Consider the following 21,664-nt stretch of genomic DNA (forward strand, 5'->3'; position numbering starts at 1 on the left):
CGGTCACCGATGTGACACCCCGGGGGCCGTCGGGTCACGTCGCGGCGCGCACCGCCGGCGCCTGCCCTATGACGCCATCGGCTTCCAGGTCGGCGATCTCCGAGTCGGTCAAACCCAGCTGGGTCAGCAATTCCCGATTGTGCTCGCCGAGCAGCGGCGCGTGCCGGGTGTGAAACGCGTCGGGCCCGGCGGAGAACCTCATCGGCACGGTGCTCAGCCTCGCCGGACCGCTCACCGGGTGATCGACCTCTTCGAAGAAGTGTCGAAACGCCAGCTGTTCCAATTCCGTTTGGCGATGCGGCTGCATGACCTTGGCCACCGGCACGCCGACCTCCCAAAGGGTGGCGACGATCTCGTCGCGGCCGCGGGGCGCACACCACTTGGCCAGGTGCTCATCGATCAGATCGTGCTGCGCCGCCCGGCCGGCCGCGGTGGCCAGCTGCGAATCGGTCGCCCACCGGGGCGACCCGAGCGCCTTGCCCAGGCGCGCCCATTGGTCGTCGGTCGCGACCGCGATGGCGACCCAGCTGTCCAGGCGGCCGAATTCGTCGATATCGGCACTGCGGTAGAGGTTTTGCGGCGCCGCGGTCGGACCCCGGTTGCCCGCCCGTTCCAGCAGCGCGCCGTAAGCCGAGTACTCGATGACCTGCTCGGCGGAGATGCTGAGCGCGGCGTCCACCATCGCCGCTTCCACCAGCACGCCCTCGCCGGTGCGGCGACGATGCTCCAGCGCCAGCAGCAACGCATTGAGCGCATGCATACCCGCGTTGGGATCGCCGATCGAATACGGGTCATACGGCGTGCGGTCGGGATAGCCGGTCAGCCAGCTCACGCCCGCCGCGGCCTCGATGACATAGGCGAACGCCGGGTTGTCGCGCCACGGGCCGTCCAGGCCGAACCCCGGCATCCGCAACAGGACCGCGTCGGGCTTGATCGCCTGAATTGCAGGGAAATCCAGCCCCACCTGGTCCAGCACCCGTGGCGTGAAGTTCTCCGCGACGACGTCGCACGTCGCGATGAGCCGGCATAGTAGCTCCCGGCCGCGCGGACTCTGCAGGTCCAGCGTCAGCCCCTTCTTGTTGGTGTTCAGCGCCGCGAAGATCGGCGACTTCTCCCACCACTGGGCCTCGGTGATCGGTAGGCCGGCGATCAGGCGGGTGCCGTCGGGGCGGCGGGCGGATTCCAGGTGGATGACTTCGGCGCCGAGCATGGCCAGGAAGTGGGTGCCGCAAGGGCCCGCCCAGAACGTTGTCATGTCCACTACGCGAAGTCCGCTCAGCGGCAGTCGGTTTGGGCGTTCATACGAAGTTCTCGGCGCCGGCCGGGGACCGGCGCCGGCCGTCCGGTAGCGCGACGTGTGCTCCCCCAGTCGCGGCGCGGGGCCCGGCGGACGCAGCCGGGCGGTCCCGATGCGGTACGGATGCCCCGGCTGCTGAAATCCGTCGCGGGGGTTGCGCACGAACGATCCGCGTTCGCGGAAGTGGTCGAGCGTTGCGATGTTGGCGCCGTTGGCGACCGGCGCGTTCGGGATCCGGAACGCCGTCGCCAGCTCCCGGATATCGTCAACGGTGTTGCTCTCGACCCACGCGTAGACCTCATCGGCGTGGATGTTGGCCTGCTCGGTGATCGTCAGCGGCGATTCCTCGTCGATCCACTCGGGGTGTCCCACCATCGCGCAGAGGTCGAACCACTGCTGCGCGGTGCCACAGCCGAGGTTCACCAGTCCGTCTTTGGCGCGGGCCACACCAGGCACCGTGAGTCGCCTGGCGTCGCGCCACGGGCGCCCGAGCATTTCGAAGTAGGTGACGGGATAGTAGGTCAGACAAAGGATCTGCGTCTCGAGCATCGACAGGTCCAGCAGTTGTCCGCGGCCACCGCCGATTCGGTCGTACCGCGCTGCCAGCAGGGCGGCACTGGCGTAGACCCCGGCCAGGTATTCCCCGACCTGCCCGCCGACGAACACCGGCGCGAGGTCGGGCTCACCACGTCCGAGTCCGATGATTCCCCCGGACCAGGCCTGCAGCGTGAACTCGGTGGCCGCCCGGTGTCGCCAGGGTCCTTCGAGCCCGAACGGCGTGATCGACATGACGGTCAGGTGCGGATGGCGGTCGTGGATGGCGGCCGGTGTGAAGTCCGGGGCGTCGGCCAGTCTCGAACCACCCGACCACACCACCGCCTCCGCGGTGGCCAGCAGCCGGTTCACCAGGGCGAGGTCGTCGCCGACCTCGGGATCGGCGACGACGCTGTGCTTGGCCCCGGCAAGGAAGCTGAACAACGCTCCATCCTCGCCGGGCGGGATGGCGGCTCCCGACGCCGACCAGGCACGCAACGGATCACCTTCTGGCGGTTCGACTTTGACGACATCGGCACCACCGTCGGCCAGCAACTTCGTGCAATAGGCGCCCGCTATCCCGATGGACAGGTCGACCACGGTATAGCCGGCCAGCGGGAATTCGGAGAGGGGTTGCGCCACTAGTGCTTTCTCTTCCCCTTGGAGTCCTTCTTGCTGCGCCCCTTCTTTGCTGAGACGTCTGACCCGGAAGACGCGCTAGGTCCGCGAGACATAAGCGGGTGCGAAGGTTATCGGCGTGTCGTCGCAACGGTTTATGTGTCGCGGCGAGCGTCCTGGGCGGCAGCGGGTGCGCACCTTATCCCTGCCAGTGCGGGCTCGACGTCAGCACTTCGGGGCCGCCGGCGGTGACCAGCACGGCCTCGCGCCCGAACACCGCGCCGACTCCTTGCTGCCAGACGTATCCGGTCACTGCCAAAACCATTCCCGGCTCCAGGCGTTCGTCGGCCGCGGTGCGGGGCAGGTGATTGGACACGACGGGCGGATCGAAGCCCATGCCCAGGCCCCGGGCCACCGGCATCGGGGGCGCCGGTTCGCCCGCGGCTTCGTAGGCGGCCAGCAGTTCGCTGGCCGAGGCGCCGGGCTGGCATGCCGCTAACAGCCTGGCGCACAGGTTGTCCCAGCGGCGGTACAAGGCGGCCGCACCGCCGACGCCGCCCGCGGGCCAGGTCCGGCCGACCTCACCCATGTAGCCCCCGGCGAGCACGCCGGCCGAGAACGCCACCAGGTCACCGTCGTGAACACGCCCGTTGCGGTTGTCACCGTTGACCCGCCGCCACGGGTGATCCGGCGAAGTGATCCAGGCGAATTCCTGATTGGACGGCGTGCTCACGCCGCCGGCCGCCATCGCCTCCAGCATCACGCCGGCCAGCGTTTGTTCGCGCACGCCCGGCTGCAGCTCGGCCACCCCGGCCGCGAGGCCGGATTCGGCCACCGCGATCGCCTCCCGCAGCGCCGCCACCTCCTCATCCGTCTTGACACGTCGGGCGGCGCGCATGGCGAGCTCCCCGTCGACCAGCTCGGCGTTGGGGAACGCGGTTGGCAGGAGCTGGGCGAAAGCCGGTGAGAGCGCGTCGGTTCCGACGCGGCGCGCGGCGGCCGCACCGTCGATGCGCTGCAGCGCGGACATCGTGTTCATCGGGTTCCACGAGATGCCATAGAGGTTCTCGTGGGGGATGTCGTCGGGAACGCCTTCGTCCCAGGTGCTGAGCAGGTGGATGCCACCGGTTTCGCGCACCAGCACGCAGGACGGTCCGAACGGTCGGGTCCCGGCGACCCACAGCTGCGGGGCGCCGGTGACATAGCGGATGTTGGCCTGGCGCCCGAGGACCAGGACGTCGAGGTCGTGTGCCGCCATCTGCTCGAGCGCCCGCTGACGGCGCCCGGAGCGCAGCGCCCGGTCGTCGGGGAGGACTTCAGTTGCCATAGGGGGCGTAGGGGTAGTCGGTCAATCGAATCGTGCCTTCCTCGGTAATCACCACGACCTCTTCGCTGCGGTAGCCACCGGTGCCGTCTTCCCAGACCACCGGCTCCAGCACCAGCACCATGCCCTGTTGCAGGACGAAGTTGTCGTCGAAGTCCTGTCCGAGATCCGTTCCGATCATGGGCATCTCGGCCGCATTGACGCCGATGCCGTGGCCGAGGTAGAAGTGCGGCAGCCAGGGCCGGCCGCCGCCGTTGGCCGCGATGGCGGCCCGGCCGAGATCACCGGCGGTGACGCCGGCGCGGGCCACGCCCTCGACGGCGGTCATGATCTCCTGCCACTTTTCGAACTGCGCCCGCTGGCGCGGCGCCGGGTCACGGCCCACCAGCCAGGTGCGGCCGAAGTCCGAGCAATAGCCGTGATAGGTGATGCTGACGTCGGTCCACAGCACGTCACCCTCGGCCAGTTCGCGCTCGGTGCTCAACAGCGGCAGGGCCAAGTCGCCGTGCGTCGTCCACACCCCTTCCGCCTTGCTGGGCGGCATCACCTGCCAGATCGGCTCCAGCATGCTGGCCATGGCGCCCAATTCGAAGGCCCGCCGCAGAAAGCTGGCCGACAGATCGCTCTGGCGGACGCCGGGGGCTACAGCCTTGTGCACGTCAACCATCGCCTCATCGCTGATCCGAACGGCGGTACGGATGCAGGCCAGTTCGTCCGGGGTCTTGACGACCTTGGCGGCACTGACGATGGCGGACGCATCGGCGGGACCACCGTTGGGAAACAACGATTTCGCGGCGCGCGACATCGCACCGGTGCACTCGTCCACCGCGATCACCGCGCCGGGCGGTAGCAGATCGGCCAACTGGCGAGCGAAATCGGCCACACCTTCGTCGAATTCGAGGTAGACCGGCCCGTGCAGGTGGTCGGCAGGCAGCTCCGACTCGTGCGCGGCGCCTTCACGGAACGGCAGGAACAGATGCGGCGACGCGTCACCGGCGACCACCACGGCCACCGGCCGCTCGACGTAGGACATCCCGGCGTCGCCCAGCGGCCAACTCGTCCCGGTGGCGTAGACCACCGCGCTGTTGCCCAGCAGAATCAGCGCGTCGACGCCGCGTTCGGCCATCGCCGCCCGTAGTCGAGTCCCGGTCTCGCAGCGCATCCGCGTCAGGTCGGGGGTTTCGGGAATCGCCAGCCCGCCCGCCGGCGCGACGGCCGTCACTACAAGCCCAGGAACTGGGTCACGTTGCCGCTGACGATGCGTGCCGCATTCTCCGGACCGACGGCGTTGACGACGGCGGCCAGCGACTTTTCGGAATAACCGAAAGTGCTTTCGTTGTGCGGGTAGTCGCTGGACCACATCACCTTGTCCACGCCGATCTTGTCGATCAACTGCAGACCCAGGGGGTCGACCATGAACGACGCGCTCATGTGGTTGTCCCAGTAGTAGCGCACGTCGTGCTCCAGCGGCCGGTTGAACATGTGCTGGTAGGAGGCCACCAGGTGCTCGGCGTCCTGCAGGGCCCACGGCACCCACGAGATCCCGCCCTCGAACCAGCCGAGGCGCAGCGCCGGGTGGCGGTCGAGGATGCCGCCAAAGATGTACTTGGCGAACGTCTCCCGGAATCCGTCGATGTTGATCATCATGCCGACCACGACGCTGTTGAACTCGGTCGGGCTTTTCGGCGGGGTCTCCCCGATGTGGTGGGCGATCGGCAAGCCGGCGGCTTCGATCTCGTCCCACACCGGGTCCATCGACGTGCTGGAATAGTCGATCGGGTTGCCGTCGTCGTCCTTGCCCGGGTTGAGTGGCATCAGGAACGTCTTGAGCCCCAACGACTTCAGTTCCTCCAGCGTTTGCCGGGTGCCATGTGCGTCCCACCAGTTGATCAGCCCGGCGCCGTAGAAGTGGCCGTCCGAGCGCGCCTGCAGCTCCGCGATGTACTCGTTGTAGATGCGGAACGCGAGTTCGCGAAGCTTCTTGTCCGGGTAGTGGAACAGCGCCAGCACCGCGTTGGGGAACGCCAGTTCCTTGTCGACGCCGTCCTCGTGCAGCTCCTGGATGCGGGCCTCGATGTTGGTGCTGGCGGCCCCGGGCAGGTCGTCGTACTGCATCAGCACCGCGCTGAAGTCACCCGGCAGGAACGACTGGCCCTTGCGACCCACCTGATAGGCGCCGTCCTCGTACCAGATCCGCGGCGCCTTGTCCTTGAGCTCCTCGGGGAAGCGCTCGTAGAAGATGTCGGCGGCCAGGGAGATGTGGTTGTCGGCCGAAAAAACGACCGTCCCTTCCGGCAGTCCCACGTTGCTGCCACTGGCGTGCCCGCGCCGATCCTTCGGTGCGCCAAAGCCTCCCGGCGGATAAAGCGAAACGGTGCTTGCTTGAGTCGTCATCATTGACCCTCCATTCGGGATCGGCTCTGTCGAGAGTAATCAGGTTGGCTCACCAGGTCACCGGCAATTCGTAGACGCCGTAGGCGAGCCGGTCGTGTTTGAACGGCACCTCCTCGAACGGGATGCCCAGCTCCAGCGTCGGGACCCGGCGGAACAGCGTGCGGAAGACGATCTGCAGCTCCGCGCGGGCCAGCTGCTGCCCGACACACTGGTGCCGGCCGTAGCCGAAGGCGACGTTGCGGTCCGCCCCCGATCGGTGCAGGTAGAGCCGACCCGGCTCGGTGAACACACCTGAATCCCAGTTGGCCGGGGCCAGGTCGATGATGATGCCCTCGCCGGCGCGGATCACCTCGCCGGCGATGGTGATGTCTTCGAGGGCCACGCGGCGCTGGCCGTTCTGGATGATGCTGAGGTAGCGCAACAGTTCCTCGACGGCGTTCGCGACGATCTTGGGATCCTCGGCATCGCGGATGACGGCCAACTGGTCCCGATTCTGCAGCAGCGCAAGCACACCCAGCCCGATCATGTTCGAGGTGGTCTCGTGGCCGGCGATCAGCAGACCGGTGCCCAGCTGCGCGGCCTCTTTGACGCTGAGTTCGCCGGCTTTGACCCGCTCGGCGAGGTCGGACACCGCGTCTGGCGCTGATTCCGAGGCCGGGTTTTCCATCTTGGCCTCGACCAGCTGGGCGAGGTATTTGTTGAGGCTCACCGCGCCCTTGACGGTGTCCTCCCCCGTCGCGTAGCGCGCCAGCCCCACGTTGGCGTGGTGCTGGAACATGTCCGCGTCTTCGTACGGCACCCCCAGCAGCTGGCTGATCACCAGCGACGGGACCGGCAGGGCCAGCGCGGTGATGAGATCGGCGGGCTGCGGGCCGGCGAGCATCGCGTCGATGTGGTCGTCGGTGATCTGTTGGATGCTCGGCCGCAGCCCCTCCACCCGCTTGAAGGTGAAGGGCTTCGACAACATTCGCCTGAACCGGGTGTGTTCCTCGCCGTCGGAGGTGAAGACGGATCGCGGGCGCTTGTGCACGGTGGACAACATGCCCTCGTTCCAGTGCGGAAACCCCGGCGTGCGGTCGTCGACGCTGACCCGCGAATCGGAGAACAGCTCCCGCACCTGGTCGTAGCCCGTGATGAGCCACGGTGTGCTGCCATCCCAGATGCGCACCCTGCTCAGCGGCTTGGATTCGGCGAGCGCCATGACGTCCGGCGGCGGGGCGAACGGGCAGCCCACATCCCGCGCCATCGGGTAGTCCGGGATCTGCGGACCCGCTTCGGTCTTGATGCTCGTCAGTGTGTCCGACATTTCATTCCTCGATGCGAATGGCCAGCGCGGGGCACGCCGCGGCGGCGCGTCGTGCGCCGTCGGCCAGCGCGGGCGTTGGATGGGGATTGAGCAAGACGACCACGCCGTCGTCGTCGCGCTGATCGAATACCTCGGGTGCGTTCATTACGCAGTTACCCGAAGACGCGCAAATGTCCTGGTCGACAGTGACTTTCATCTGCTGACCCCTAGTCGTCCGGTGTCACGGGCGCCAGCCACAGGCCCACGATCGCGTCGATGAGGCCGGATGCGGCCGCGCGCCAAGACGATTGGTGCAGCGATGAGCCCGCCGCCAGCGCGCGTTCACGATCGGCGCAGGTGTGCATCAAGAGGTTGCGGGCCATGATGTTGCGTTCGAATCGCACCTCGGCCGGCAGGTTGGGCAGACAGTCGTTGATCCCGTCGACGACCTGAACCAGCGACGAAGAGCTGAGCGCGCCCTTGACGATGATGTTGTAGTAGGCCGGGTCGGTCATCGCCTGCGCCGCGAAGCGCGCGTACCAGGTGGGGTTCCCGAGCTGTTCGAGGTGATCGGTGAGCGGGCGCACCAGGCAGGCCACCCAGCCGCGCATGTCGGCCGAGCCGCCCGATTCCAGCAGCTCGGTCACCATGCGTTCGCGAAGCTGCTCGACGGGACCGCGGTGCTTCTGCTCGATGGCGCGCACCAGGTCGGCCTTGGTGCCGAAGTGGTAGCCCACCGCGGCGTTGTTGCCCTGACCGGCGGCCTCGCTGACCTGCCGGTTCGACACCGCGAACATGCCGTGCTCGGCGTACAGCCGTTCGGCCGCCACCAGGATCGCTTCCTGGGTGGAGCTTGCCCGCTCGGTGCGAACGGTCCTGCCTGCCGTGGTCATCCCGCTAGTCAACCCCGTCCATTACTTTAAGTCAAGCGCTTGATTTAAATCTCTGGCGCATCGTCATCCTCCGCGCTTCTTGGACCGAATCGCCTTGCCCGCGACAGTGCCGCCGTCCACCGGCAACACGGTCCCGGTGACGTAGCGAGACCGGTCGCTGGCGAAGTACAGCGCCGCCTCGGCGATGTCCTCAGCTGTGCCCTCACGCTTCAGCGGCCGGTCGGCCCGCATCGTCTCGCGAATCCCCGCCTCGTAGCGCTCGAGCTGCTCGGCATCCATGTTCATCGCGGACGTCTTCAGCAGCGGCGTCGGTATGTTGCCCGGCGCGATGGCATTGACCCGAATCTCGTAGTACGCCAACTCGATTGCCGCGGATTTGGTGAACTGGATGACCGCCGCTTTCGACGCGCGGTACGTCATCACGCCGCCGCCGGCCTGAATGCCGCCGATCGAGGTCATGTTGATGATCGATCCCCCGCCGTGGGCGGCCATGTGCCGCGCGGCGTCTCGGGTTCCCGCCATCACCCCCAGGACGTTGACCGCCATGATGCGGTGGAAGTCGGCCAGGTCGTCCTCGAGGAACCGGGGATGCATGGTGCCCGAGACGCCGGCGTTGTTCACCATGACGTGCAGGCCGCCGAATCTCTCGACCGCCGCGGCGACCAGCGCCCCGACCTGGTCCGGGTCGGAGACGTCCGTGCGCACGAAGAAGGTGTCGGGCCCCAGCCCCGCCGCCAATTCTTCGCCCCTCTCGGCTTCGACGTCCGCGATGACGACCCGCGCGCCCTCGGCCACAAACTTCTCGACCGTGCCCCTACCGATGCCCGACCCTCCGCCGGTGACTATGGCGACTTTGCCCGCCAGATCGTTGACCACACGACGAGTTAATCGGCGCGGGCCGCGTTAAGTCAAGCAATTGATTTAAGCCGTGGGCCGTCTCTGGTCCGCTTCGCGCAGAAGTGGAAGGGTGAGCTGACCGGTTCATCGGCTATTTCGGGAGGGTTCGATCATGAAGGTTTTGGTCATCGGCGGCACTGGACTCATCGGCTCGCAGGTCATCGCGAACCTGACCGCGCTGGGACACGAGGCGATCTCGGCCTCGCCGCGCTCGGGCGTCGACTCCGTCACCGGCGAGGGTCTCGCGGAGGCGGTGGCGGGCGTGCACACGGTGGTGGACGTGTCCAACTCGCCGTCCTTCGACGACGACCCGGTGATGCACTTCTTCACCGCGTCGACCAGAAACCTTCTCGCGGCCGAGCGCGCCGCCGGTGTGCAGCACCACGTCGCCCTCTCGATCGTGGGCGCCGACCGTGCCCCGGACAGTGGCTACATGCGGGCCAAGGTCGCCCAGGAGAAGCTGATCGAGGAATCGGGAAACCCGTATTCCATCGTGCGAGCGACCCAGTTCTTCGAATTCGTCAATGCCATCGCCGATTCGGCAACCGAAGGCGACACCGTCCGCCTGCCGGTCGGGGCGTTCCAGCCGATCGCCGCCAAGGACGTCGCCGCCGCCGTCGCCGGCGCAACGATCAGCGATCCGACCAACGGCATGACCAACATCGCCGGCCCCGAAAAGCGCGGCATGGATGAGTTCATCCGGGCTGCCCTTGCCGCGTCCAACGATCCACGTCAGGTGGTGGGGGACCCCGAGGCGCGCTATTTCGGCACCCAGCTCGACGAGCACACCATCGTTCCCCTCGACAGCGAGGACCCGACGATCTACCCCACCCGCTTCAGCGACTGGGCGGCCTCCCAGGCGACCAGCGGTGCGCATTAAGCGGCCGCGGGGATGGACCGGAGGCGAGCGCCGATGCCACGAGTCGCACTGATCACCGGCGCCAGCCGGGGCATCGGTGCAGCGACCGCCCGGGTCCTCGCCGACCGCGGATTTCGGGTCGTGGTCAACCACCGCGCCAGCGGCCAACAGGCCGAGGAGGTGGTTACCGGCATCACTTCGGCCGGCGGCGAGGCCGTGGCCGTTCAGGCCGATGTCACCGTGCCCGGGGACGTCTCCGCCATGGCCGACGAGATCGCCCGGCGCTGGGGCGGCATCGACGTGCTGGTGCACAACGCCTTGATACCGTTCGTCGTCACCTCCTTCGCCGACCTCACCTGGGAGCAGCTCGGCGGCAAGGTGGACGCGGAACTGCACGCCGCGTACATGCTCACGAAAGCGGTTGTGCCGGGCATGGTTTCGCGGGGCTACGGCCGGCTGATTTTCCTCAGCACCGGGCTGTCCCGGCGTCCCCGCGACGGGATGATCGCGCTCGGCACCGCGAAGGCGGCTCTGGACCAGTTCGTCCGATACGTCGCACTCGAGCTGGCACCGCACGGGATCACCGCCAACCTCGTCGCGCCGGCCACCGTCAGCGGAACCGCGGTGACCGGCCAGCTCACGCCCAATGGGGTGCGTGAGCTCGGAGAGGCCGCGCCGATGGGACGGCTGGTGACGCCGGATGAGGTCGCCCACACCATAGCGTTCTTGGCGAGCGAGGAGTCCGGTTTCACCACCGGGCACTACCTGCCGATCAACGGCGGACTGGCGATGGACTGATCGGGCCATGCACACGATCGACCTGGCCTACGCCGGGCGCGGCATCCACGAGGAACTGGTCGCCTATGTCGCCGATCAGGAGGGCTACTTTCAGGACGAGGGCGTCCACGTCGCCGTGCGGGACGGGATCGTCTGGGACACAGAGCGTCTGCGCTCCTGCGCGACGATCGGCCTGGGCCGGGCGCTGTTATCGCGGCTGACCGACGGCATCGGGTGGACGGTGCTGAGCGTGAACACCCACCGCCCGTTGTTCTGGTTCCTCGGGGGCTCCGGTGTGACCTCCATGGCGGACCTTCGCGGCCGCCGGCTCGCCGTGCACGCGGCGCACACCGCCCCCGGATGCTTCGCGCGAATCGTGCTGCGCCAGCACGGCCTTGACCCCGACCGCGACCTGGAGTGTGTGGCGCGGGCCCCGGGTGACTACCAGATGGATCTGCGCCGGTTGCGCGATCGCTCGATCGATGCGGCCTATGTCGGCAGCACCCTGGCACCGGAGCAGGTAGCCGCAGAGGAAGGCTTCCACGTGCTGGCGTGGGTGGGCGACCACTTTCAGATCCCCACCGTCGGAGTGGCGGTCGATGCGACCCGCCTTCGGACCGACGCTCCCGCGGTGCAAGCGGTGGTGCGGGCCAACCGGCGCGCCCTCCGGACGCTCGCCGACCGGCCCGACCTGGCCATCGATTACATGGCGTCGTTTCTCAACCGGCTGACCCGTGACGAGGTGCGACGCCACTACGAGCGCTACATCGGCCCGTACTTCACTCCCGACGGCCGGGTGGATCTTGACGTAGCCCGCCGCGCGATCGACGCCGTCGCGGCCGAACTCGGCGTCCCTTCGACGCCCGCCGACCAGATCTACCGGCCGATCTGAGCGCGCACACGCCGGTACTTGCGTTCCGGCCAACGGCCGAGCACGGTATAAGGCGCCCGGGGGCGATTTGACCGGAAACGAGGAGCGCTCAATGCCCGTGGTACCCACCAGCGGGGCACCCTTCGACGCTGCGCGGCTCAGCAGGCGCGGCTTCATGGCCGCCGGCATCGCCGGCGGCCTCGCGCTGACGGGCTGCAGCCAACCCAACCCCCAACCATCGGGCACCGCAGCGCAAATGGCCGCGGCCATCGCCGCCGCCGAGAAGGCGCGGCCGCACAGCGGGCGCACCGTGACCGCCAGCCTGACGCCCCAGCAGGTCCAGGTCGACCTCGGCGGACCGATCGCCCGTACCTTCGCCTACGGCAACAGCATCCCGGGACCGCTGATCCGGGCCAAGGTCGGTGACGAACTCGTCGTCACCGTCTCGAACCGGCTGGACCATCCGACGTCGGTGCATTGGCACGGCATCGCGCTGCGCAACGACATGGACGGCGCCGCGCCCGCGACCCCGAACATCCCGGCGGGCCAGGACTTCACTTACCGGTTCTCCGTGCCGAATTCGGGCACCTACTGGGGCCATCCGCACACCGGTCTGGACGCCGACATGGGACTTTACCTGCCGGTGATTGTCGACGACCCGAGCGACGGCGATTACGACGCCGAATGGATTGTTGTCCTTGATGATTGGACGGATGGCGTAGGGAAAAGCCCCCAGCAGCTCTACAGTGAGCTCACCAGTCCGAATAAGCCCAGTCGCTCGAACATGCCGACGACGACGTCGACGACGTCGACGACATCCATGACCTCGGCCAGCCCAACAACCTCGACCACGCCGACGTCCGGGATGCCGGAGATGCCTGGCATGTCCGACAACGGCGGCAGTAAGAGCGATCTGCTCGGCGGCGACGCGGGGGACATCGGCTACCCCTACTACCTGGTCAACGGCCGAATCCCGGCGGCGCCCACGACATTCAACGCGAAGCCGGGCCAGCGCATCAAGATCCGATTCATCAACACGGGCTCCGATACCGCGTTTCGCGTCGCACTGGCCGGACATTCGATGACGGTCACCCACACCGATGGTTATCCCGTGGTGCCCACCGAGGTCGACGCTCTGCTGATCGGCATGGCGGAACGCTACGACGTCATTGTGACCGCGGCCGACGGCGTCTTCCCGCTGGTCGCGCTCGCAGAAGGAAAGGACGACCTGGCCCGCGCGCTGCTGTCCACCGGAACCGGCAGCCCACCCGACCCGGGTTTTCAACCGGCCGAGCTCGGCAAGCGGGTCGGCACTATCGGAATGTTCACGGCCACAACGCCGGTCAACCTGGGCCGGCCCCAGCCCGACCTCAACCTCCCCGTCGTGCTGGGCGGCAACATGGTGCAATACAACTGGACGATCAACGGCAGGCCCTACAGCAACACGGACCCGCTCCACGTCCGGGAGGGCGAGCGGCCCACCATCACGTTCGACAACCCCACGATGATGTACCACCCAATTCACCTGCACGGGCATACTTTCCAGCTGATCAACGCCGACGGCAGCCCGGGTGCCCGCAAGGACACCGTCATCGTGCTGCCCAAGCAGAAAGTGCTCGCCGTGCTGGTCGCCGACAACCCTGGCCTGTGGCAGTTGCACTGCCACAACACCTACCACCAGGACGCGGGCATGCAGACCCGGCTGGACTACACGTTCTGACCCTCAGGCCACCGCGAAGAAGCCCAGCAGCAACTCGTTGATCGCCGTCGCCCGCTCGATCTGCGGGCAGTGACCCGCCCCGGGGATCACCTCCGAGCGGGCGCCCTCGATCTGCTTCGCGATCTGCTCGGCCCAGCCCGACGGGAGGAGCTTGTCGTCGCCCCCCTCGACGACAAGCGTCGGCACGCCGATGCTCTCGTAGGCGCGCGCGCTCGACGGGGTCGAAGACGGTGCGGCGTCAGGGCGACGAAATCGGGCCGCCGCCACCGCCTCCCACGCGCCGGGTGCGGTGCTCGACTCGTAGCGGCGGCGGACGTAATCCTCGTCGGCCGGGTAGCCGGGATCGTAGAACAACGCCTCGACGATGCGACGCATCGCCGGCAGGGTCGCGTCGTACTGCTGCAGCGCGTCGAAATGGCGGTTCTGTTGGATCTCCCCGCCGCCGCAGATCGCCACCAGGCTGCGGATCGGCAGCCGTGGGCTGTCGGACGTGGCGTCGCTCAGCAGGTTGATGGCTCCCATCGAGTTGCCGACGAAGTGTGCGGAGTCGACGCCCAGCAGCTCACAGAACCGCGCGACGTGGCGAATTCGCATGCCACGGCCGTCGACGAAGTCGATGACCTTGGCCGACTGTCCGAACCCCAGCTGGTCGGGCGCCAGCACCCGGTACCGCGTGGCGAGCGCGGCGATGTTGCGTTCCCACCCCAGTTCGGCGCTGCCGCCGAACTCGCCGCCGTGCAGCAGCACCACCGGGTCGCCTTCGCCGGCCTCCAGATAGCTGGTGGCCAGCCCGTCGACCAGCATCGTCCTGCGAGAGAACTCCATCACTTGATCGCGATCGGATTCACCGGGGAGCCCACGGCGCCAACGACTCTCAGCGGGGGGGCGACGAGCTGGAATTCGTAGACCCCGTCCGCGGCGCAGTCGGCCGCCAGCGCGCCGAGGTCCCAGTACTCGCCGAACATCATCCCCATGTCCCGCAGGCACAGCAGATGCAGGGGGAAGGTTATCCCATCGACGCCGGATACCAGGTCTTCGACTTGGAGATTGTCGGCCGCGACCGCCGCGACCTCGTGATCGTGCAGCCACGAGGCACAGCGCCAGTCCAGCCCCGAGTAGCCCTCCATCTTGTTCCCGGTTTCGAGGAACCTGGTCCACCAACCGGTGCGGATCAACACGATGTCGCCCCGCCCGACCGTCACCCCTTGTGTGCGAACGACGTCGTCCAGCTCCTCCGGCGTGATCGGGTTGCCCGCTTCCAGGAAGACCTCCGCGCCGCGATGGCGCACGAGGTCAAGTAACACCCCACGCGAGGTGATGCCCTTACCGTCGACCTTGTCGATGCCGCAGTGGAACGCCCCCATGCTGGTCACCGAATCCGCCGGGAAGCCGTTGTAGAGCTGGTCGTCGTAGTAGACGTGCGACAGCGCGTCCCACTGGCTGGCCGCCTGCAACGGCATGATGATCATGTCGTCGTTGAAGCGGAACGGATTGTCGGCGGTCATATATCCACTCAGCTGCTTGGCCAACGGGTTTCGCGCCCAGTCGGAGCCGTACCTGGCCAGCGTGTTCACATCGCCACCGTCCACGGTCATGACGTGCACCGGGTTGTGCCGAAACTCGAAGGCGCCCTGCGGCCCCGACGCACCGAAATCCACACCGAGCGGAAATACCTTCCCGTGGCGGACCAGACTGGCGGCCTGGGCAACCTTCTCGGCGGTGATGAAGTTCAGCGTGCCCAGCTCGTCGTCGGCTCCCCACCGCCCCCAGTTGGAGACGTCGCGGGCGGCCCGCCGGAAATCGGTTACGCCGGCCACGGCGCTCCTTCCTCAAGCTCACGGGCGATCGCCGCGCCCACGTTTCCACCGTCGACCCACAACACCTGGCCCGAGATATAGCTGGCCGCACGGCTATTCAGAAACAGTAAAACCGAGGCCTGTTCGTCCGGCCCGGAAACACGCCCCAACGGCTTGGGTATGTCGTCGAGGAAGCCCTGCCCGTAGGCGGTGCGCAGCTGATCGAGGATCGGGGTTTCGGTGACCCCCGGGCCGGTGCAGTTGATCCGGATGCCCCGGGCGCCAAGCGGCACGGCGTTTTGCATGGTGTACAGGATGATCGCCTCTTTGGACAATTGGTAGCCGCCGCCGGCCAGCGCATCGGGGTGGGCCTGACACCATTCGATCCCTTGCCGCATATTCGCCGTGTTGAGCAGCGGCGCCACCGCCCGCAGATGGTCCCGGTATCCCGCGGCCGCGAGCGAGGAGACGCTGACGATCGACGACCCCGCCGGCATCTTCTCGATCAGCGCCTCGGTGACATGCCGCAGCCCGAGGAAGTTGATGGCCACCACCAGCGGGGGGTTGCCGATCCCGGACGAGACGCCGGCCACGTTGAACAGCGCGTCGACCGGCCCGTCGATGGACGCGACCGCGCGGTCGATCGAATCCGGGTCGGCGAGGTCGATCACGTGAAACCCGTTGAGCTCGAAGGGGGGCCGGCGCTTGTCCAGGCCGACAACGTCGGCCCCGAGGTCGGTGAGCTGCCGCACCACGTGCTCGCCGATGCCCGACGCGCATCCGGTCACTACCGCGCGGCGGCCGTCGTAGCGCCACAGCTCGTCGAGTCGTCCCACCGCACTTCCTAAATCGGGAGGTTTCCCGGTCTCACTTGCCCTGTTGTTCCTTGAGGCGCTGCGCCGCCTGGACGCGGCCCTCGTTGATCTCCGCCATGGCTTCGGGGATCTCGCTGGCGGTGAACTTGTCGCGGCCGGTGGGCAGGCCGCCGAACGCGTACGTCTCATCGAATTGCGGTGCGCTCGACACCGGCCGGCGCGCCTCGACCTTCTCGATGACCGGCGCCAGTCGCTTGGCCTTGGCGGCGACCGCCTTGGCGTCGCGCTCGATGAACTCCGGCAACACCTCTTTGCCCATCAGCTCGATGGATTCCATCGTGCCCTCGTGGCTACGCGGATTGAGCAGCAGGATAATCTCGTCGACGCCACTTTCCTCGTAGCCCCGCAGGAATTCGCGCACCGTGGCCGGTGATCCGATGGCGCCGCGGCCGGGACCGTAGGCCAGCGTCGGGTCCTTTTCGACCTCCTCGAGGTAACGCTTCCACACGCCGGTGCGGCCCGGGCTGTGCATCCCGGTCAGGTAGTAGTGCATGATTCCGAAGGAGAAGAACCCGCCGCCCTGGCCGAGGCGGTCGAGCGCCTGCTCGTCGGTCTTGGCGACCATCATCGACAGGTCGCCACCGATGGCCAGGATGTTCGGGTTGATCTGCGGCGTGATGGGCGCGCCATTCTCCTCGAACTCCTTGTAATAGCCGTTGACCCGTTCGGTGAGCGGCCCCGGGCCGGTGTAGGCGAAACTCAGCGCGCCGATGCACTTTTGGGCGGCCATCTGTACGCTCGCCGGCCGCGTGCACGCGACCCAGACCGGTGGATGCGGCTTTTGCATCGGCTTGGGGATGACGTTACGGGGCGGCATCTGAATTTGCTCGCCCTTGAAACCCGTGAACGGCTCCTCGATCATGCAGCGGATCGCCACCTCGAGGGACTCCTCCCACTGCGCGCGCTTGTCGGCGGGATCGACGTCGAATCCGCCCAACTCACCGACGGAGGACCCTTCCCCGGTGCCGAACTCGACGCGCCCGTTGGACAGCAGGTCGATGGTGGCGACGCGCTCGGCCACCCGGGCGGGGTGATTGACCGCGGGCAGCAGGTGCATGATGCCGAACCCCAGCCGGATGTTCTCGGTCCGCTGGCTGGCCGCGGCCAGGAAGATCTCCGGCGCGGTGGAGTGGCAGTACTCCTCGAGGAAGTGATGCTCGGTGAGCCACACGGTGGAGAACCCGGCCTTGTCCGCCGCCTCGACCTCGTCCAGGGAGTCCTGCAGCAAGACCCGCTCGTCGTCGGGCGCCCAGGGCCGCGGCAGGGCGAATTCGTAGAACAGTGAGATTTTCATTTGCTACCTCCTATGAGCACTACAGGGTCTGCTTTGCGGCATGGGCTGCAACGTGTTTCGCTGCGACGAAGCCGAAGGTCATGGCCGGGCCAATGGTCGCCCCCGCACCTGCGTAGCTGCGGCCCATGACCGGCGCCGCGGTGTTACCCACCGCGTACAGTCCGCGCACCACCGTGTCGTCGGCACGCAGCACCCGGGCGTACTCGTCGGTGCGCAGGCCACCCGAGGTGCCGAGATCACCCAGGACGATGCGGAACGCGTAGTACGGCGGGCCGCCCAGTGGGTACAGGTTGGGGTTCGCCAAGGTGGGGTCGCCGTAGTAGTTGTCGTACACGCTGTCCCCGCGATTGAAATCGTCGTCGTGGCCCTTGCTCGCGAGTTCGTTGAAGCGGCTTGCGGTCTCGGCAAGCTGCCGCGCCGGTACGCCGATCTTGGCCGCCATCTCGTCCCAGTTCGCCGCCGCCTTCACGACGCCCGATTCCAGCCACGCCCGCGGGACCTTGCGCCCGGTAGGTACCGGCGCCCCCGGGATCTTCGGTATCGGCAGGTGGCCGCCGACGACGTAGCGGTTCCACGACCGGTGATCGGTGATGAGCCAGCACGGGATGTGGGTGACTCCGGATTTCTGGCCGTCGATCATGGCGTGTCCGAAGTCCATGTAGGGCGCCGCCTCGTTGATGAAGCGCTTGCCCTCGCCGTTGACGATGAACTGCGCGGGCATCATCCGCTCGTTGAGCATGAACTGCATGCGGCCGTCGGGCCACTGGATCGCCGGGAACCACCACGCCTCGTCCAGCAATTCCGTTGCGGCGCCAACCTTCTGGCCCGCCCGGATGCCGTCACCCATCGCGGCGGGATTACCGAAGCTCCAATCCTGGTCGACCACCGGTAGCTGCTCTTTGCGCCAGGCGAGGTCGTGGTCGAAGCCCCCCGACGCCAGGATGACCCCGAGCCGCGCGCCGACGCGCTGCGTCCTGCCGTCCCTTTCCACCGTCGCTCCGGTCACCGCTCCGCCGGCGTCGGTGAGCAACTCCGCCATCGGCGCTTCGAGCCACAGCGGGATACCGCGTTCCCGCATGGCCAGCCGGAGCCGGGCCGCCAACGACTGCCCGATCGCCGCCATCCGTTCGCCGAACACCGTCGCCCGGACCATCCGTGAGATCAGCTTCAGCAGAACGCCTTTGCCGGCCCACGACTGCCTGATCCGGTAGAACGTCCGCAACTCCTTGGGACCCAACCAGATTCCTTTCGGAGCCAGCGCCAGGGGCTTGAGCAGCTTCTGCTCGTCGACGCCCAGCTTTCGCAGGTCGATGGGCGGCACGTTGATGGTGCTGCCCAGCTCCGAGCCGCCGGGCAGCTCCGGGTAGTAGTCGGCGTAGCCGGGCTTCCAAACGAACTCGAACCACCCCGAGAGGTTTTCGAGGAATTCCAGCATTTGCGGCCCGGCCTGGACGTACTGCCGTATCCGCGCCTCGCTGACCAGCCCGTCGGTGATCCTCAGCAGGTACTTGACGACATCTTCGGGCGACGGGGTGTAGCCCTCCCTGCGCTGCGCGGGCGCCCCGGGCACCCAGATGCCACCTCCCGAAAGGGCCGTGGAGCCACCGAAATACGGCGACTTCTCCACCACCAACGCGTCCAGCCCGGCGGCCTGGGCGGTCAACGCGGCCGCCATGCCCCCGCCGCCGGACCCGACGATCAGCACGTCGACCACATGATCGAAGCCGTCCACTGTCGAAGCGGCCGCGCTCATTTCGGCACCGCCGTCCGGATGGCGAATCCGGCGATCAGCTCCGCCGCCGGTTTGTAGTAGCGCACGGTCGTCTGGTAGTGCCCGGCGGTCTCCAGCGCCGCGAAAGCCGCCACCCACGTCCTGATTTCGTGTGCCGACGAGCCGCCCTCGTAGGCGACGAACGAGTTCGACCACTGGTCGAGATCTGCGAGGTTTCCGTCGTCGATGATTTCGAGCAGGCGGTGGTCCCACGCCGGATTCAACGGCTGCAGGTCACTTTGGCCACCGGCGAAGTTCTTGGCCGCGTCGATCACGGCCGCCTGCCGGGCCTCCCGCTGCTCGGAAGTCATCGGCCGGCCGTCCACGATCCGCTCCAGTACCTCCGGGGCCGCGGTCGCGAGCGTCGGCACCGGCGGACTGTGGGAAAGCCCACCCGAACCCAGCACCAAGACGCGCTTGTCCAGGGTGGCCAGGTGGGCGCCGACGGCGGCACCCAGCGCGCGGCAGCGATGCAACGGCCCCAGCGGTACCGCGATGGCGTTGACGAAGATGGGGATCACCGGACGCGCGGTGGCGTCGCCGAACAGCTTCTCCAGCGGCTGCACGGTGCCATGGTCGACGTCCATGGCGGCCGACACCGCGATGTCGACGCCGGCCTCGAGGATGGCCTTCGCGCACTCGGCCGCCAGGTCTTCGGGAACGTCGAGCGGGCCGGCGTGGGTGCCGTAGTCGCCAACCCCGTTGGCGCGCATCCCGATACAGAATGGCGGCATCACCTTGTAGAAGAACCCGTTGTAATGGTCCGGTGAGAAGATGACGACGAGTTCGGGGTCGTAGTCTTCGACGAAATCGCGCGCCTGCGCGATTGCGCCTTCGATGTCGTCAAGCAGGTCCCGCGACGGCCCCGGAAGATTCAGGAGCGGGCTGTGCGACATACAGCACAGAGCCAGTGTCACTGTCGAGATCACCCCCTCCCGGCGTGAGGGTGAGGGTGTCCAGCAGCGAGGCGCTCAACTCGGGCGCGAGCTGGGCGATGCAGGCGCCGGCGATGCACCGATCGGGCCGCAAGAACAGCACCGATTCCTGATAGGCGTCGAACCAGGACTTGACCGCGCCGCCGCGATCGCCGACGACCACGACATCGGGGTCGTCGTGGCCGGTCCAATGCAGCTGGGTCACGGGCCGCAGCGCGACGAAGCGCGCGCCCACGGCTTTCCACTTCGCGAACGCCGCGTCACCGAGGATCTTGCGCGGGTTGTTGTTCCAGCACAGGACGGCGAACCAATCGCCCAGCACGTCGTCCAACAGCACGTCCTGCTCGGCGCGGGTGTCCACCCGGGGCTGGACGAAAAGCGTGCCCACCGGGGATTCGGCGCGGCGCGGCCCGTTGGGATTCACCGAGTGCACGACGGCGCCCTGTTCGTAGCGGGGCATCGGCTTGAACCGCATCTCCAGCACGTACCGCTTGAGGGAGGGCACAATTGACGCCGACCGCACCAGCAGATCCCGCGCGGTGGCGATCCTGCGGTCCGTCGGCGAAATCACCCGGCCCACCATCGTGGAGAGGTCGATCATCGCCCGCGCGTGCTTGCGCCGCTCGATGTCGTAGGTGTCCAACAACCGGTCGTCGGCGCGCCCGGTTACCACCGCCGCGAGCTTCCAGCCCAGGTTGGCCGCATCCCGGATCCCGCTGTTGTAGCCCTGCCCCTGCCATACCGGCATCAGGTGGGCCGCGTCGCCCGCCAACAACAGCCGGCCGCTGCGGAACGCGCCGGCGATCCGCGAGTGATGGGTGTAGACGCGCCGCCGGATTACGTCGACCCGGTCGGGGTGTGGCACCATCCGCGCCAGCATCCGGGTCAGAAACGCCGGATCCTCGGCCTGTTCATCGGTCTCGTCGGCGTGAATCATGAACTCAAACCGGCGGATTCCGTGCGCGATCGAGATCGAGGCGTACGGGCGTTCCGGGTCGGCACCGACCTCGCTGTTCGGGTGTCCCAGCGGGTCGTTGGCGATGTCGACGACCAGCCACCGCGTCGACGAGGTCGTCCCGTCGAAGGACACCCCCATCATCCGGCGGGTCATGCTGCGCCCGCCGTCGCACCCGACGACGTAGCGCGCGCGGACGGTGGCGGTGCCGCCGTCGGTGCCGCATTCAACCGTCACCGCGTCGTCGGTTTGTACGCACGAGGTCATCGGGCGGTTCCACCGCACCTCGACGTGCTCGAATCTGTCCAGGCCGCGCAGCAATTCGGCGTCGACGAGCGGCTGCACGAAGCCGTTGCGCTTGGGCCAGCCGAAACGCGCATCGGGCGGGGCCATTTCGGCCAGGACGCGGCGCTTGCCGTCGACGAAGCGCAAGATCTGGTTGGGCACGGTGTGGGGCAGGATCCGCTCGACCAGCCCGATCGACTGGAAGGTGCGCAACGCCTCGTCGTCCAGCCCCACCCCGCGGGGGTAGTCGATCAGGCTGTCGCGTTCGTCGACGACGAGCGTCC

General features: G+C 67.7%; 18 protein-coding genes and 1 pseudogene. 4 read left to right on the forward strand and 15 right to left on the reverse strand.

The genetic code is table 11. The features are described 5' to 3' along the window. Nucleotides 1-34: 34 nt before the first annotated feature. The 8 genes from A5787_RS22675 to A5787_RS22710 form a co-directional block, all read right to left on the reverse strand. Nucleotides 35-2,473, reverse strand: a complete 2,439-nt coding sequence (locus A5787_RS22675; RefSeq protein ID WP_066971179.1) for a CaiB/BaiF CoA-transferase family protein — start codon at nt 2,471-2,473, stop codon at nt 35-37. A 175-nt stretch (nt 2,474-2,648) separates the two neighbouring features. After that, a complete protein-coding gene (locus A5787_RS22680) occupies nt 2,649-3,776 on the reverse strand; it encodes a Xaa-Pro peptidase family protein (protein WP_066971181.1) in 1,128 nt (375 codons plus the stop codon). Beyond that, on the reverse strand, nt 3,766-4,935 hold the full coding sequence (locus A5787_RS22685) for a Xaa-Pro peptidase family protein (RefSeq protein ID WP_082977394.1): 1,170 nt from the start codon (nt 4,933-4,935) through the stop codon (nt 3,766-3,768). The genes A5787_RS22680 and A5787_RS22685 overlap by 11 nt, the downstream gene beginning before the upstream one ends. A 59-nt stretch (nt 4,936-4,994) precedes the next feature. Beyond that, nucleotides 4,995-6,167, reverse strand: coding sequence for an amidohydrolase family protein (locus A5787_RS22690; RefSeq protein WP_066971246.1), 1,173 nt, complete (start codon nt 6,165-6,167; stop codon nt 4,995-4,997). Between the two features lie 49 nt (nt 6,168-6,216). Beyond that, nucleotides 6,217-7,473 (reverse strand): cytochrome P450, encoded by a 1,257-nt coding sequence (locus tag A5787_RS22695; RefSeq protein ID WP_066971185.1) that lies wholly within the window; start codon nt 7,471-7,473, stop codon nt 6,217-6,219. A gap of 1 nt (nt 7,474) precedes the next feature. Continuing rightward, a complete protein-coding gene (locus A5787_RS22700; RefSeq protein WP_066971187.1) occupies nt 7,475-7,669 on the reverse strand; it encodes a ferredoxin in 195 nt (64 codons plus the stop codon). A gap of 10 nt (nt 7,670-7,679) precedes the next feature. Beyond that, nucleotides 7,680-8,345 carry a TetR family transcriptional regulator gene (locus A5787_RS22705; RefSeq protein WP_066971188.1) on the reverse strand — a complete coding sequence of 222 codons (666 nt, stop codon included), beginning with the start codon at nt 8,343-8,345 and terminating at the stop codon, nt 7,680-7,682. A gap of 63 nt (nt 8,346-8,408) precedes the next feature. After that, entirely contained in the window at nt 8,409-9,221 is an 813-nt protein-coding gene (locus tag A5787_RS22710; protein ID WP_066971190.1) for an SDR family NAD(P)-dependent oxidoreductase, read from the reverse strand. Nucleotides 9,222-9,354: 133 nt separating this feature from the next. On the opposite strand from A5787_RS22710, the gene A5787_RS22715 reads away from it, so the two are divergent. From A5787_RS22715 to A5787_RS22730, 4 genes are all read left to right on the forward strand, one after another. Beyond that, on the forward strand, nt 9,355-10,122 hold the full coding sequence (locus A5787_RS22715) for an SDR family oxidoreductase (RefSeq protein ID WP_066971192.1): 768 nt from the start codon (nt 9,355-9,357) through the stop codon (nt 10,120-10,122). Nucleotides 10,123-10,155: 33 nt separating this feature from the next. After that, entirely contained in the window at nt 10,156-10,899 is a 744-nt protein-coding gene (locus A5787_RS22720; protein WP_066971194.1) for an SDR family NAD(P)-dependent oxidoreductase, read from the forward strand. Nucleotides 10,900-10,906: 7 nt separating this feature from the next. Further along, nucleotides 10,907-11,770 carry an ABC transporter substrate-binding protein gene (locus A5787_RS22725; protein WP_066971196.1) on the forward strand — a complete coding sequence of 288 codons (864 nt, stop codon included), beginning with the start codon at nt 10,907-10,909 and terminating at the stop codon, nt 11,768-11,770. Nucleotides 11,771-11,861: 91 nt separating this feature from the next. Further along, a complete protein-coding gene (locus A5787_RS22730) occupies nt 11,862-13,469 on the forward strand; it encodes a multicopper oxidase family protein (protein ID WP_066971198.1) in 1,608 nt (535 codons plus the stop codon). 3 nt (nt 13,470-13,472) lie between these two features. On the opposite strand, the gene A5787_RS22735 is transcribed toward A5787_RS22730, so the two are convergent. The 7 genes and pseudogenes from A5787_RS22735 to A5787_RS22765 all read right to left on the reverse strand — a co-directional run. Then, entirely contained in the window at nt 13,473-14,294 is an 822-nt protein-coding gene (locus tag A5787_RS22735) for an alpha/beta fold hydrolase (RefSeq protein ID WP_066971200.1), read from the reverse strand. Then, complete coding sequence (locus A5787_RS22740) at nt 14,294-15,286, reverse strand: cyclase family protein (protein WP_066971202.1); 993 nt, start codon at nt 15,284-15,286, stop codon at nt 14,294-14,296. Before A5787_RS22740 ends, A5787_RS22735 begins: the two co-directional genes overlap by 1 nt. Beyond that, nucleotides 15,274-16,101: a coniferyl-alcohol dehydrogenase gene (locus A5787_RS22745; RefSeq protein ID WP_066971204.1), complete on the reverse strand. Its 828-nt coding sequence runs from the start codon at nt 16,099-16,101 to the stop codon at nt 15,274-15,276. The genes A5787_RS22740 and A5787_RS22745 overlap by 13 nt, the downstream gene beginning before the upstream one ends. Nucleotides 16,102-16,132: 31 nt before the next feature. Beyond that, entirely contained in the window at nt 16,133-17,434 is a 1,302-nt protein-coding gene (locus tag A5787_RS22750) for an LLM class flavin-dependent oxidoreductase (RefSeq protein ID WP_066971206.1), read from the reverse strand. 3 nt (nt 17,435-17,437) lie between these two features. Further along, nucleotides 17,438-19,166: pseudogene (locus tag A5787_RS22755) on the reverse strand (FAD-binding protein). Nucleotides 19,167-19,183: 17 nt separating this feature from the next. Continuing rightward, nucleotides 19,184-20,101 (reverse strand): 3-carboxyethylcatechol 2,3-dioxygenase, encoded by a 918-nt coding sequence (locus tag A5787_RS22760; RefSeq protein WP_066971210.1) that lies wholly within the window; start codon nt 20,099-20,101, stop codon nt 19,184-19,186. Next, nucleotides 20,049-21,664: bifunctional 3-(3-hydroxy-phenyl)propionate/3-hydroxycinnamic acid hydroxylase (locus tag A5787_RS22765; RefSeq protein ID WP_066971212.1), on the reverse strand; the 1,616-nt coding region annotated here is incomplete at its 5' end. The genes A5787_RS22765 and A5787_RS22760, both read right to left, overlap by 53 nt.

The organism is Mycobacterium sp. 852002-50816_SCH5313054-b, from assembly GCF_001667185.1.
Lineage (GTDB): Bacteria > Actinomycetota > Actinomycetes > Mycobacteriales > Mycobacteriaceae > Mycobacterium.

Bases quoted from the DNA above. Each gene is read 5' to 3' on its own strand.
- A5787_RS22725 (WP_066971196.1), top strand. From the start codon at position 10,907: ATGCACACGATCGACCTGGCCTACGCCGGGCGCGGCATCCACGAGGAA.
- A5787_RS22730 (WP_066971198.1), top strand. From the start codon at position 11,862: ATGCCCGTGGTACCCACCAGCGGGGCACCCTTCGACGCTGCGCGGCTC.
- A5787_RS22700 (WP_066971187.1), bottom strand. From the start codon at position 7,669: ATGAAAGTCACTGTCGACCAGGACATTTGCGCGTCTTCGGGTAACTGC.
- A5787_RS22750 (WP_066971206.1), bottom strand. From the start codon at position 17,434: ATGAAAATCTCACTGTTCTACGAATTCGCCCTGCCGCGGCCCTGGGCG.
- A5787_RS22760 (WP_066971210.1), bottom strand. From the start codon at position 20,101: ATGTCGCACAGCCCGCTCCTGAATCTTCCGGGGCCGTCGCGGGACCTG.
- A5787_RS22735 (WP_066971200.1), bottom strand. From the start codon at position 14,294: ATGGAGTTCTCTCGCAGGACGATGCTGGTCGACGGGCTGGCCACCAGC.
- A5787_RS22695 (WP_066971185.1), bottom strand. From the start codon at position 7,473: ATGTCGGACACACTGACGAGCATCAAGACCGAAGCGGGTCCGCAGATC.
- A5787_RS22705 (WP_066971188.1), bottom strand. From the start codon at position 8,345: ATGACCACGGCAGGCAGGACCGTTCGCACCGAGCGGGCAAGCTCCACC.
- A5787_RS22690 (WP_066971246.1), bottom strand. From the start codon at position 6,167: ATGACGACTCAAGCAAGCACCGTTTCGCTTTATCCGCCGGGAGGCTTT.
- A5787_RS22720 (WP_066971194.1), top strand. From the start codon at position 10,156: ATGCCACGAGTCGCACTGATCACCGGCGCCAGCCGGGGCATCGGTGCA.
- A5787_RS22680 (WP_066971181.1), bottom strand. From the start codon at position 3,776: ATGGCAACTGAAGTCCTCCCCGACGACCGGGCGCTGCGCTCCGGGCGC.
- A5787_RS22715 (WP_066971192.1), top strand. From the start codon at position 9,355: ATGAAGGTTTTGGTCATCGGCGGCACTGGACTCATCGGCTCGCAGGTC.
- A5787_RS22685 (WP_082977394.1), bottom strand. From the start codon at position 4,935: ATGCGCTGCGAGACCGGGACTCGACTACGGGCGGCGATGGCCGAACGC.